This window comes from Castellaniella caeni NBRC 101664, from assembly GCF_001592225.1.
GTDB lineage: Bacteria > Pseudomonadota > Gammaproteobacteria > Burkholderiales > Burkholderiaceae_B > Castellaniella > Castellaniella caeni.
Map to the genome: position 1 here is coordinate 15,268 of NZ_BCWN01000024.1, position 12,321 is coordinate 27,588.

Annotated in this window: 12 protein-coding genes and 3 tRNA genes; 4 read left to right on the forward strand and 11 right to left on the reverse strand. The window is 63.5% G+C overall.

Annotated elements, in window-relative coordinates; all coding sequences use genetic code 11:
* Nucleotides 1-14: 14 nt before the first annotated feature.
* The 6 genes from CCA01S_RS13075 to CCA01S_RS13100 all read right to left on the reverse strand — a co-directional run bounded on the left by CCA01S_RS13075 (nucleotide 15) and on the right by CCA01S_RS13100 (nucleotide 5,621).
* Nucleotides 15-1,463 (reverse strand): aspartate ammonia-lyase, encoded by a 1,449-nt coding sequence (locus CCA01S_RS13075; RefSeq protein WP_084386757.1) that lies wholly within the window; start codon nucleotides 1,461-1,463, stop codon nucleotides 15-17.
* A 93-nt stretch (nucleotides 1,464-1,556) separates the two neighbouring features.
* Complete coding sequence (locus tag CCA01S_RS13080) at nucleotides 1,557-2,285, reverse strand: amino acid ABC transporter ATP-binding protein (RefSeq protein WP_066459235.1); 729 nt, start codon at nucleotides 2,283-2,285, stop codon at nucleotides 1,557-1,559.
* Between the two features lie 105 nt (nucleotides 2,286-2,390).
* Entirely contained in the window at nucleotides 2,391-3,353 is a 963-nt protein-coding gene (locus tag CCA01S_RS13085) for an agmatinase (RefSeq protein WP_066459237.1), read from the reverse strand.
* 54 nt (nucleotides 3,354-3,407) lie between these two features.
* Nucleotides 3,408-4,070 (reverse strand): amino acid ABC transporter permease, encoded by a 663-nt coding sequence (locus CCA01S_RS13090; RefSeq protein ID WP_066459239.1) that lies wholly within the window; start codon nucleotides 4,068-4,070, stop codon nucleotides 3,408-3,410.
* The gene (locus CCA01S_RS13095; RefSeq protein ID WP_066459241.1) at nucleotides 4,060-4,740 is read right to left on the reverse strand and encodes an amino acid ABC transporter permease; all 681 of its coding nucleotides are present in this window, start codon (nucleotides 4,738-4,740) and stop codon (nucleotides 4,060-4,062) included. The genes CCA01S_RS13090 and CCA01S_RS13095 overlap by 11 nt, the downstream gene beginning before the upstream one ends.
* Before the next feature lie 32 nt (nucleotides 4,741-4,772).
* Complete coding sequence (locus CCA01S_RS13100; protein WP_232305126.1) at nucleotides 4,773-5,621, reverse strand: transporter substrate-binding domain-containing protein; 849 nt, start codon at nucleotides 5,619-5,621, stop codon at nucleotides 4,773-4,775.
* 79 nt (nucleotides 5,622-5,700) lie between these two features.
* Between CCA01S_RS13100 and CCA01S_RS13105 the strand changes: the two genes are divergently transcribed.
* Nucleotides 5,701-6,612: a LysR family transcriptional regulator gene (locus tag CCA01S_RS13105; protein ID WP_066459245.1), complete on the forward strand. Its 912-nt coding sequence runs from the start codon at nucleotides 5,701-5,703 to the stop codon at nucleotides 6,610-6,612.
* Here CCA01S_RS13105 and CCA01S_RS13110 read toward each other — a convergent pair.
* The 5 genes from CCA01S_RS13110 to CCA01S_RS13130 all read right to left on the reverse strand — a co-directional run bounded on the left by CCA01S_RS13110 (nucleotide 6,594) and on the right by CCA01S_RS13130 (nucleotide 9,382).
* Nucleotides 6,594-7,583, reverse strand: coding sequence for an asparaginase (locus tag CCA01S_RS13110; RefSeq protein WP_066459248.1), 990 nt, complete (start codon nucleotides 7,581-7,583; stop codon nucleotides 6,594-6,596). The genes CCA01S_RS13105 and CCA01S_RS13110 overlap by 19 nt on opposite strands.
* A gap of 124 nt (nucleotides 7,584-7,707) precedes the next feature.
* Nucleotides 7,708-7,784: transfer RNA gene (locus CCA01S_RS13115), tRNA-Asp, on the reverse strand.
* Nucleotides 7,785-7,804: 20 nt separating this feature from the next.
* Nucleotides 7,805-7,880: transfer RNA gene (locus CCA01S_RS13120), tRNA-Glu, on the reverse strand.
* Between the two features lie 22 nt (nucleotides 7,881-7,902).
* Nucleotides 7,903-7,978: transfer RNA gene (locus tag CCA01S_RS13125), tRNA-Ala, on the reverse strand.
* Nucleotides 7,979-8,077: 99 nt separating this feature from the next.
* On the reverse strand, nucleotides 8,078-9,382 hold the full coding sequence (locus CCA01S_RS13130) for an adenosylmethionine--8-amino-7-oxononanoate transaminase (protein ID WP_066459251.1): 1,305 nt from the start codon (nucleotides 9,380-9,382) through the stop codon (nucleotides 8,078-8,080).
* A gap of 200 nt (nucleotides 9,383-9,582) precedes the next feature.
* Between CCA01S_RS13130 and CCA01S_RS13135 the strand changes: the two genes are divergently transcribed.
* The 3 genes from CCA01S_RS13135 to bioD are packed head-to-tail and all read left to right on the forward strand — an operon-like array spanning nucleotide 9,583 to nucleotide 12,307.
* Nucleotides 9,583-10,752, forward strand: coding sequence for an aminotransferase class I/II-fold pyridoxal phosphate-dependent enzyme (locus tag CCA01S_RS13135; protein WP_066459253.1), 1,170 nt, complete (start codon nucleotides 9,583-9,585; stop codon nucleotides 10,750-10,752).
* The gene (locus CCA01S_RS16125; RefSeq protein WP_066459254.1) at nucleotides 10,749-11,618 is read left to right on the forward strand and encodes a methyltransferase; all 870 of its coding nucleotides are present in this window, start codon (nucleotides 10,749-10,751) and stop codon (nucleotides 11,616-11,618) included. The genes CCA01S_RS13135 and CCA01S_RS16125 overlap by 4 nt, the downstream gene beginning before the upstream one ends.
* Nucleotides 11,615-12,307 (forward strand): dethiobiotin synthase, encoded by a 693-nt coding sequence (gene bioD, locus CCA01S_RS16130; protein WP_066459256.1) that lies wholly within the window; start codon nucleotides 11,615-11,617, stop codon nucleotides 12,305-12,307. Before CCA01S_RS16125 ends, bioD begins: the two co-directional genes overlap by 4 nt.
* Nucleotides 12,308-12,321 lie beyond the last annotated feature (14 nt).

Genomic DNA, 12,321 nt, shown 5'->3' on the forward strand with positions numbered 1-12,321 from the left:
CACATGCAAAAACCCTATTTCATGGTGGAATATCGAGCTTTTGAGCCGTCCTCCAGCCGCACGGCTTCAGTCAGCCGACGCAAGTCCAGGATCTGGCGGATGACGTCCTGCGGGAGATCGGGCTGGGCCGAAACGACCTCGCTCAGAGTGCTTCCCGATGCCAGCGCTTCTTTTGCCAGCCGCGCCGCGCGCTCGTAACCGACGCAGGGCGTCAGCGCCGTGGCCCCGGCCATGCTGCGCTCGAGATGCCGGGCACAGTTTTGCGCATCCGCGGCGATGTCCGCCACGCACTTCACCGTCAGCGTCGTCACGGCATTGCTCAGCAATGCCATCGATTCGAGCAGGCTGAACACGATCAGCGGTTCCATGACGTTCAGCTGAAGCTGCCCGCCTTCCGCCGCCAGGGTGACCGCCATGTCGCTGCCGATGACCCGGAAAGCCACCTGATTCACGACCTCCGGCACGACAGGATTCACCTTGCCCGGCATGATCGACGAACCCGCCTGCAGGGGCGGCAGGCTGATCTCGGACAGGCCGCCCCTGGGGCCGCTCGCCAGCAGGCGCAAGTCGTTGCAAATCTTGGACAAGGTCGTGGCGATGCGCTTCAAGGTGCCGGAACACAGCACCAGCGCATCGACGTCCCACGACGCCTGCACCAAATTGTCCGCCGATACGAAAGAAATGCCAGTCGCGCGCCGAAGCTCGTCCAGGACGCTCGCCTGGTATTCCCGGCTGGCATTGATCCCGGTGCCGATCGCCGTGCCGCCGAGATTGATCCGTGCGCAGGCCGATGCCACCTCGCGCAGCGCCGTCCGGCCCTGCCGGACGGCGGCGGCAAACGCCATGAACTCCTGGCCCAGGGTCAGCGGCACCGCATCCTGCAATTGCGTGCGGCCCAGCTTCACGATCGCAGCGAACCGCTCGGCCCGCTCCTCAAAAGCATCGGCCAGCCCGGCCAGCGCCGCTTCGAGCCGCGGCAAGGTGAGCAGGATCGCCAGGCGCACCGCCGTCGGATAGACGTCGTTGGTGGACTGAGAGCAGTTCACATCGTCATTCGGATGCAGGCTGGCGTATGCCCCCCGCGCCAGGCCCATGATTTCCAGCCCACGATTCGCAATGACCTCGTTGACATTCATGTTCGTGGACGTTCCCGCGCCTCCTTGGAACATGTCGAGCGGAAACTGCGCCAAGTGCTGATCCGCCAGAATTTCCAGACAGACTTTGCCAATAACCGCCGCCTTCTCGGCACCCAGCAGCCCAACCCGCGCATTGGCGCGGGCGGCGGCCAGCTTCACGTAGGCCAGGGCATGGACGAAGGCAGGGAAGTCACCCAGGCGCGCGCCCGATATCTGGAAATTAGCCAACGCCTTACCTGTTTCCGCCCCATAGTACACACCTGCCGATACGGATGCCGCCGCATCGGGGTCGGCACCCGCATGAAACACCGCATCAAGTTCGTGCATGAGAATCCCAATAGAATTTTCGACGCCCGGGCGCACCCGCGCCACGGCTGACCGCTATCGGCCAACACGCTGTTCGGCCAACCGAACAGCACACTAGTGGTTCAGAATCTTGGAGAGGAACGATTTCGCGCGCGCGGACGTATCGCCCGAGAAAAAGGCCGCCGTGGAGGTGTCGTCAATGATCTCGCCGCTTTCCATGAAAATGACCCGATCCGAGACCCGCTTGGCGAACCCCATCTCGTGGGTGACGACCATCATGGTCATGCCCTCTTGCGCCAGTTCCGTCATCACGTCGAGCACTTCGCTGATCATCTCCGGATCCAGCGCGGACGTCGGCTCGTCGAACAGCATGACGTTGGGATCCATGCACAGCGAGCGGGCGATGGCCACGCGCTGCTTCTGCCCGCCCGAGAGTTCGGACGGATATTTGTGGGCGTGATCCGCCAGCCCCACCCGTTTCAGAAGCGCATAGCCCTTCTCTTCGGCTTCTTTCTTGCTCCGCTTGAGCACCTTGGTCTGCGCGATGGTCAGGTTGCGCAGGATGCTGAGATGGGGAAAGAGTTCAAAGTGCTGGAAGACCATGCCGACACGCGTGCGCAGCCTGGCAAGATCCGTCTTCGCGCTCAAGATCGACAGGCCTTCGATCCGGATGTCGCCCTTCTGTATGGATTCCAGCCCATTGACCGTCTTGATGAACGTCGATTTGCCCGACCCGGAAGGGCCACACACGACGACGATGTCACCCTTTTCGACCGTGGTGGAACAGTCCTTGAGCGCGTGGTAATTGCCATACCACTTGTTGATGCCACTGATCTCTATCATGATCGTCTCCATCGCCTCCTCCACTGGCCTGTCGGCCGTGGATGGCTTTTTCTTCTGTTTGGCCGCAGGGCGGCTGCCCGTCGGCCGCAGCCATCATGGGCCGCGTCACTTCTTGTCGAAATAGCCCGCCCGTATCGTCGCGCCGATCAGATTGACGATGAACCGGCCCGCCGTCACGCAGGTCAGTTGGCACGCAAGGTCTTTGCCCGGCTGGATTTCCACGATGTCCATGCCGACCACCCGCCCCTTGTTGACCAGCCCATGAATGAGCTGTCGGGCCTGCACGTAGGTCACGCCGCCCGGCGCCGGGCCAGCGACCGCCGGCATGATGCTGGGGTCGATGCCGTCGGCATCGATGCTGATGTAATAATTGCCGCCGTCCGGGATGCGATCCAGGATCGCCTTCATCCCGACCTCATGCAGTTCGTAGGCGCTGACCAGCACCGCGCCGTAGTCCCGCGCAGCGTCGTACTCTTCCTGCCGGGCGCTGCCCTGGGCCCGCAGGCCGATCTGGACGATGTCCTTGACGTGCGCCATTTCGGACGCCCGGCGAATCGGGCTGGAGAGGCCTTCCTTGACACCGTTCACATTGTCGCGCCAGTCCAGGTGCGCATCGACGTGCACGAGCGTGACCGGGGCGAACTCGTCGAACGCCCGCAGGATCGGCGTCGTAATCCCGTGGTCGCCGCCCAGCACGATGGGCAGAGCCCCGGCCTTGAGAATCCGGCGCACGGCGGCTTCCGCCTTGCGATAGTGATCACCCGGCTTGGCCAGATCGGGCAGCACGTCGCCGCAATCGACGAAGCGGATGTCGTCACGCCCCTGCAGCAGGGCCCCATCGATATCGAAGTCGTAGTGATCCGGCTCCCGCACGATCCGGTCGCTGATGTCGCGCATCGTCTGCGGGGTATGGCTCTGGTCGTTCGTGAACGATTTCGGGCTGTATGCGGCGCCGAACGGCATGCCCAGAATGGCGATGTCGGCCTTGAGGTTGTCGAGATCCTGCGCGGGCTCGGAATACAGCAGCGTCTTGTGTCCGGTGCGCGGGGGTACGGTCAGTTGTTCCATGGATGACTCCTTAAAAAGTTAAGCGCGTCTCGTTGTTCCACCACGCGGCGGTTTTTAATCGGCATTCCACTTCGCGACGCGCTGCTCGAAGTAATTTCCCGAAAAATCAAGCAAGAGGCTGCACAGCCAGTACAGCAGCGCAGCCATGCCGAACACCTCGACATAGGCGAAGGTGGTGGAGGACAAAAGGTTGGTCTGGTAGGTGAGTTCCTTGAGGGCGACGACCGACAGAATCGAGGTCTCCTTGAACATCATGATGACGAGGCTTGTGGTGGGCGGCAGCAGAAACGAGAGCAGCTGCGGGATGACGATGTGCCACTGCACGGCGATCGGTCGCATCCCCAGCGAGACGGACGCCTGCGTCTGCCCTTTCGGCACGCTGTGCAGGGCGGCCCGCATGACCTCGCAGAAATACCCGCCCGTATAGAAGGCGACCGTGATCAGCCCGACGTACAAGTCCGAGAGCACCACGCCCACCTTCGGCAGGCCGAAGTAAGACAGGTAGACGATGATGAGAAAAGGAATATTTCTGACGACTTCCACATAGCATTTTGCAAACAGCCGCAAGACGGCGTACTTGCCCTCCGCCGCGTAGGCCAGCAGGCCGCCGATCAGGATGCCGACGGGGATCCCGATGACGCTCACCAGCGCGGTGATCTTCAGACCGCTCAGGAGGATGGGCAGCGACTCACGGATGACTTCGAGATCAACGAGCATTTGGCAACACCCTCGCGATTTTCCTTTCCACGAAACGGGAGAAGGACGACGCAATGAAGAGGATCATGAAATACACGGCCGCCGCCGCGACAAACACCTGCAGCGGGAGATTGCTCTGCAGGTTGGCATCCCGCGCCAAGGCGGACAGCTCGGCCACCGAGATGATGGACAGCAGCGAAGACGCCTTCAGCAGGATCGTGAACTCGTTGGTCAGGGGCGGCAGCGAACGGTGAAAGACCTGCGGCAGCAGGATGTACAGCCAGGTCAGGTGCTGGCTCATCCCCAGGGCGCTGGCAGCGGCGCCCTGGCCGCGCGGAATCGTCGTCAGCGCGCCGCGCAGTATTTCGCTGATATAGGCGGCGGTATTGCACGCCAGCGCGAGGATGCCGGCCTCCATCGGGCTGAGCTCTATCTGCAGCACGGTCGGGATCACGTAATACGCGATCAGGAGCTGTATCAGCAGCGGCGTGCCGCGAATGACGCTCACGTAAAGCCTGGCCAGCGCCTTCAGCGGCCGGGCGCCCTTGACCCGCACGAACAGGATGACAGTCCCCAGGCACAGCCCCAGGCAGAAGGCGGCCACGCTTGCCAGAATCGTCACCCCGGAGGCGCGCAGCACCCCCGCGTAGAAGGGGTCGAGGGCCCCCTGGGCGGTCAGAAAGTCGATCATCGGGCGACTCCTTTGAAGAAGGCGCTAGGGCGCTAGAGGGCGCCAGCAGGCAGGTAATCCTTCGTCGGCAGATCCATGGTCTCGCCAAACCACTTCTCCTGCAGCTTGGCGAGCGTGCCGTCGCTGCGCATGTCATCCAGCGTCTGATTGATGAAGGCGCGAATCTCCTTGTCCTTCGGGTTGGTCACCCAGGCCAGCAGTCGGCGCTCGCCCACCTGGCCGACGACGCGGTAGGCATCGGGCTTTTGCTTCATTTCGAGCGCCAGCACGTTGGAGGGCAGCACACCCACGTCGATGGTGCCGTTGACGAGCGCCACAGAGACGTCGGGATAGGACTGGAAGAGCTTCAGGTCGGCGTAGCCCTTCTTGCCCTCTTTTTCCAGCTGCTGGCTGTACTTCTGGATTTCAGGCTGGGCGAGCGATCCCATCTGCGTGCCGACGATCTTGCCCGCGATGTCGGCTCCCGACTGGATGGCCGTGTTGCTCTTTTTCACCACCAGCATGGAACGCACCTCGCCGACGGGCTCGGTGAAGGCCACCTTCTGCGCGCGCTCTTTGGTGATGCCCACACTGGTCGCCACGAAGTCGAATTTCCTGGCGAGCACACCGGGCAAAAGCCCTTGCAGCGGCTGGTTGAGCTGATTGAGCTTGACGCCCAGCTTCGCCACCATGTGATCGAGTATGTCCTTGCCGTAGCCGACGATCTTGTCGTTCTGCACGAACTCGTATGGCTCGTAGGCCGCTTCCGTGCCGACCGTCAACTGCCCGCGGGCCTTGATGTCCGCAATGGTGCCGCCCGCCGCGGCATACGCGACGCTACAGGAAAGCGCGCTCACGGCGAGCACGAGCCGGGTCAATGCCTTTTTTCCGAAGGTGTTCATTTGTCTCATCCTTATTGTCGTAGGAAGTTCAAGTAGGCTATCGTATTTGCCATTCTCGAAAAATCGATATTTTTGAAACATGGTTACGAAAAACAAGACTTCGTGGGGCAACGGTGCCCCGCGCAGGCTCCTGACGGAACGCGACCTGAAATCACTGCGGGTATTCTGTGCCGCCGCGCAAGCCAGCGGCATCACGGCGGCCACCAGCCAGCTGCACCTCTCAAAAGCGTCGGTCAGCCGACACATCCTGGAGATCGAAGAGCGCCTCGGGGTCAAGCTGTGTGAACGCGGCCCGGGGGGGTTCAGGCTCACGAACGCCGGCACCGTCGCCCTGGAGGTAACGAGCCGGGCGCTGCGCGCCCTGGATCGCATCCAGCCCGACATCGATGCCGCCACCGGCGTGCTGACGGGGCCGCTGACCATCGGGCTGGTCGAGCACATCCTCACGGATCCCGCCTGCACCCTGCCGACCGCCCTGAACGAGCTGCGCCATCGGGCGCCGGACGTCTATCCGGAAATCGTCGTCTTGACGCACACCCAGCTCAATCGGGCGCTGCGCGAGCGTCGCGTGCAGATCGCCATACGGGGGCAATATCAGCGGGATCGCACTTTCAACTACCTGCCGCTGTTCGAAGAGCTTCACCGCTTGTACGTCGCACGCGATGTCAACGAACAGGCTGCCAGCCGACTGCAGCTGGTCTATCGACACCATCCGTTCGTGGACAAGATCATGGCAACGGGCCGCTTCCAACGCGGGCCCGACGCTGGCGGACTGGAAGCCATCGCCACTTTCATCGCCACGGGCAACTTCATCGGGATGCTGCCGGCCCACTACGCCGAGCTGATCAACGTGCGCTACCCCATCCGCCGGGTGGATGAAAGTATTGAATTTCGTAACCAGATCTGCGCCATCACCGAGGCGTCGCGACCGCTACCGGCCAGTGCAGAGCTTTTTCTGGATATCCTGCAGTCTCAGCAGCCGTCGAAGTAGTGCTGTAACGCGTCGCGTTCGCGCGTGACGGTGAGTGCCAGCATCAGCAGGATGCGCGCCTTTTGCGGATTATGTGCCCCTGCGGCAACCAGGCCGCCCGCTTCATCGAAGCGGCTGTGCGTGATGGCGCCGGTGGGCACACGGCTGCTGCGCACGCAGGCAATGCCCGCTTTCACGGCCTGGGCCAGACCAGCCTGGGCATTGGGTGAGAGGCTGCCGTTGCCGCAGGCCGCCACCACGATGCCCGCCACCTGTGCGTCGATGGATGCCCGATAGTGATGCAGTCCCGCGCTCTGGTGGTCGTAGATGATGTCCACGTCCGGCAGTCGCGCCAGCCCCGCCAGGCTGAAGGTCGGCGCGTCAGGATGCAGGCCGACGGGCACCTGGTACAAATGCACCTGGCCGTCGCGCACAGACCCCAGGCTGCCCTGGTCGGGCGCCCCAAAGGCATCGACGCGCGTGGTGTGAAACTTGCTGACGAAGCGCGCGGCAAAAAACTGGTCGTTGAGCGTGACCAGCACCCCCAGCCCGCGGGCCTTGGGGCTGGCCGCCAGCACCAGCGCGTTATACAGGTTGAGCCGCCCATCGGCGCTGATCGCCGAACTGGGGCGCATGGCCCCCACGATCACGACCGGCTTGCTCGACTGCAGCGTGAGGCTCAGGAAATAGGCGGTTTCTTCGAGGGTGTCGGTGCCATGCGTGATGACGGCGCCATCGATATCGGGGTCGGCCAGCTGCGCCTCGACCTCGGCGGCCAATGCCAGCAGCATCGAATTGGTGATCTCGCGGCTGTCCACGTTGAGCGGCTGTCGGTACTCGACCCGCATCAGGCGCTCGATGCCGCTGTCTTCACCCAGCAGCGCGCTGACACTTTGCGTGACGGCGTAGTCCGACAACGTGGTGGCGTCCGAAGCCGTGGAGGCGATGGTGCCGCCCGTGCCCAGCACGACGATGCGTGGCAAAGTTTTCATGGTGATGAATTCTCCCCGATCTGCCAGCGCCGCCTGCTGCCGTGCGACCCCTTCAACGGCACATGGCTGGTGCGAAAAAGGAAAAAGCCTGCTAATCTACTTGACTAGCAGGCTTTCAAATTGTTGGCGGAGCGGACGGGACTCGAACCCGCGACCCCCGGCGTGACAGGCCGGTATTCTAACCAACTGAACTACCGCTCCGCAGCGGTGCCAGACCAAACTGGCGTCCCCTAGGGGATTCGAACCCCTGTACTCACCGTGAAAGGGTGATGTCCTAGGCCTCTAGACGAAGGGGACTGGACATTCGTTAAAGAAGTTTTGGTGGAGGTAAGCGGGATCGAACCGCTGACCTCTTGCATGCCATGCAAGCGCTCTCCCAGCTGAGCTATACCCCCAAAACAGGGCTTCGTTAACGAAGAAACGAGATTATGCACGAGTTTTTTTGGCCGTGCAAGTCGATTGGGGATTTTTTTCTTAAAAAGTACAAAAAATTTTCAGGCCTCTCTTTCAACCCCTCTGATGGACGGGCCTGGCAGCACACGCAACACCTCATGGACCGCCTGTGTCAAAGCCGTCAGCTCATCGTGCGAAATCACAAACGAGGGGGTCAGGTAGACCACTCGCCCCAGAGGCCGCACCCAGACACCAGCGCGCACGAACGCCCGGCAGAGCGCAGCACGATCCGGCACCGCATGCAGTTCGACGGCGGCAATCGCGCCCTTGACCCGGATCTCGCGCACACTGGGCAGCGCCTGGCAGACGGCGAGCTGTTCGCGCAACGTGGCCTCGATCCGATGCACCTGCGGCAGGCGGGGTTCGGTCGCGAACAAGTCGAGCGACGCCATGGCCGCGGCACAGGCCAGAGGATTACCCATATAGGTAGGGCCATGCATCAGGGCATGCCCAGGGTCGTCCGACCAGAACGCGGCGCACACACGGGCGTTGGCCACCGTGGCGGCCAACGGCAAGGTGCCCCCCGTCAGTGCCTTGGACAGCGTCAGGATGTCTGGCTGCACGCCAGCCTGCTCAAAAGCGAACAAACTGCCCGTGCGCCCGAAGCCAGTGAAAATTTCATCGAAAATCAGCAAGACGCCATGCCTGTCGGCCAGCGCCCGCAAGCGCTGCAATACTTGCGGAGCATGCATGCGCATGCCCGCGGCCCCCTGCACCAACGGCTCGACCAGAAGGGCGGCGATATGGCCCGCTTCTTGCTGCAAGACGGCATCCAGGCAGGCTTCGCTGGCCGCGTCAACGGGCAAAGGCATGACATCCTGCGCGGGCAGCATCGAGGCAAAGGCGGCATGCATGCCGATGGCCGGATCGCACACGGCCATCGTGCCGAAGGTATCACCATGGTAGCCACCCGCAAAAGACAGGATACGCTGGCGCCGGGGCTGCCCCTGATTGAACCAATACTGGCGCGCCATCTTCATGGCCACTTCCACTGACACGGAACCGGATTCGGTCAAGAAGACGCGCTCGAAGCCAGGCCCGAGCAGCGCGCACAAGCGGCTGGCCAGCGCCAGGGCGGGTTCATGCACGAGACCGCCGAACATCACATGCGGCAGACGGTCGAGCTGCTCGTGAATCGCCTGGACGATATGGGGGTGACGATAGCCATGGCACGCCGTCCACCAGGAAGCAATGCCGTCAATGAGCACCCGGCCATCAGCGAGGTGCAGCCGACATCCCTCGGTCGCTACGACGGGCAGGGGATCGTCCGCCGTCTTCATTTGAACGTAAGGAAGCCAGATATGAGGATGCCCGGCGTTCATCCAGGCGGGAGCGGAATTCAACATAGAAAGTTACAAATCATCCAAAACACGGAATACCCAAAAAACAGGACGCATACAGGGCAGATCGACAGCGGTTGACAGCCATTGTCATCAACGCACCGCTTCTTGAAAGACACTAAATGCCGCTAAAACACTGTCATCGTCAGCCTATTTAATTATTATTGCCATTATTTCCAACGCAACAGAAAAACCTTGAGCAGATCATGAACCAGTTCGACCTGCTGTTCGACCGTCAGCTACAGGCGCTGGAACAGCAAAATTTGCGTCGTTCACTGCACATCGCGGACACCGGCCCAGCCACCCGCAATTTCTGCAGCAACGACTACCTGGGGTTGTCCAGTCACCCCGCCCTGATCGCCCGCAGCTGCCGCTATGCGCAAGACTACGGCGTGGGTGGCAAAGCATCCCGGCTGCTCAGCGGGACGCTGGCCTTGCACCAGGATATTGAATCCCGGCTGGCCCACGCCAAAGGCGCCGAGGCCTCCCTGCTCTTTGCCTCGGGCTGGCAAGCCAATGCCAGCCTGATTCCCGCGCTGATCGACGCCCTGGGCCGCGACACCCGGGTCTACGTCGACCGGCTGGTTCACGCCAGCCTGCACCAAGGGTGCCGTGCGGCAGCCGTACACCAGCACCGCTTTCGCCACAACGACCTGAACCACCTGGAAACGCTGCTGCGCGCGCACCAGGGGCAGCCTGGGCGCGCGCTGATCATCACGGAAAGCGTCTTCAGCATGGACGGCGATTGCTGTCCGGTGGAGGCGCTCACCGCGCTGGCCAGGCGCCACGCGGCCTTCGTCTACCTGGATGAAGCACACGCGACGGGCGTCCTGGGGCCTGCGGGCATGGGGCTTGGCACGCTTGCAGAAGGCGGCGCGCACCTGAGCATGGGCACCTGCAGCAAGGCCATGGGCAGCTTCGGGGCCTATGTCGCGGGTTCGCGCGCGCTCTGCGACTACCTCGTCAACCGCTGCTCGGGCTTCAGTCACACAACGGCACTGCCGCCCCCCGTACTGGGCGCCATTGAAGCCGCGCTCGAACTCATCCCCGGCATGCAGGCCGAACGCGCGCATCTGCACGCGCAAAGCGCCCGGCTGCGCCAGCGCCTGCACGCCCTGGGGCTGGATACGGGCGCATCCAGCACCCAGATCATTCCGGTGCTCATGCGGGACACGCCCAGAACCCTGGCATTGCAGCGCCATCTGCACGCGCACGGGATGCAGGTCGGCGCCATCCGCCCGCCCACCGTACCGTCCGGCACCAGCCGTTTGCGCATCACCCTGACCGCCCGCCACACGGCAGCCGACATCGATGATTTGTCGGAGCAGATTCGCGTCGGACTGGATCACCCTCACCTGCTGCCGGCCAGCGCATGAGCACGCACCACACGAACCCCACCGGGCACTCGGAGCCCGCAGGCCAGCCCTGGCAATGCTTCGACCGGGCCGCGCGGGGCTACGAGCGGCATGCCCGCGTGCAACCCGCCATTGCCCGGCATCTGGCGGCGCTGATCCGCACACACGCCTTGCCCCGGCAAGCCCGCATCCTCGAAATCGGATGCGGCACCGGCCTGCTCACACAAGCGCTGGCATCGCACTACCCCATGGCGCGCTGGCTGCTGACCGACCTGTCACCCACCATGCTGGAACAGGCCCGGCGCAAGCTGCCACCAGGCGAGCACAATCAGTGCCGGGTCATGGACGGGGAACATCCCGCATTTCCGCCCTCGCAGCCACGCTTCGACCTGATTTGCTCCAGCATGGCGTTGCAATGGTTCAGACACCCTGCCGAAGGCTTGGCGCGCCTGGCCCGATGGCTGGCGCCGGGCGGCATGCTGGCGGTGGCGGTTCCCACCATGGGCTCCCTGGCCGAATGGCGGCAGGCACACACCGCCCTGTGCCTGGCGGCGGATACCCTGGCTTTCCCTGCGGCAGAGCAGTTGCAGGCCGCGGCAGCCGGGCTGGAAGGCGCATGCTCGACCCGGTCTTACACCGACCAATACCGCAACGCCCGGGAATTCCTGCTGGGACTGAAGGGCGCCGGGGCCACCACGCCCCAGACGCACCGCCGCCCGCTGGGAGCCGGTACGCTGCGCGCCGTCTGCCGCGAATTCGACCGGCAAGGCGCCCGCTGTACATACCAGGTCACGTTCGGCTTGTGGCACCGCCCGGGCGCCCCCATGAAGCCGCAGCACCCACCATGCGCATCCCGCCTGGCTCCGACACCCGACCGACAACCATGAAGACACCACTGACACCGCAAGCACAGCGACGCCCTCTGCAAGGGGTATTCGTGACCGGCACCGACACCGATGTGGGCAAAACCACGGTTTCCGCCATCCTGTGCAAGGCCTGGGGTGCCGATTACTGGAAACCCTACCAGACCGGAACAGCCAACCAAGTCGGCGACACGGAGACGGTGGCCGCGCTGCTGGCCTCGACGGCGCACACCTTGCACCCGCCCGCCTGCACCCTGCGAGCCCCACTGGCCCCCTGGGCCGCTGCCCGCATCGAGCGGCAGGCCATGGACATGACGGCCCTGCAAACACCCACCAGCCAGGCCCCCATGGTGATTGAAGGCGCCGGTGGCCTGTACGTGCCGATCGACGAGCGCCACATGATGATCGACCTGGCGGCCTGGCTGGCGCTGCCGGTCGTGCTGGTCACCCGCAGCACACTGGGCACGATCAACCACACCCTGCTGAGCCTGCACGCGCTGTCCAGGCGCGGCATCCCGCTGCTGGGCATCGTCATGAACGGCCCGCCCTCGCCCGGCAACCGACACGCACTGCAGCATTTCGGCGGGGTCGAGGTACTGGCCGAGATCCCCGCCGTGGCGCAGCTCGACGCAGAGACAATTGCCGCACTGGCCTCCCGCATCCCGCCGCTCGACGCACTGTTGTCCCAAGCCGCGCCCCCCCATTTTGCATGACCTTTTCGTCGGAC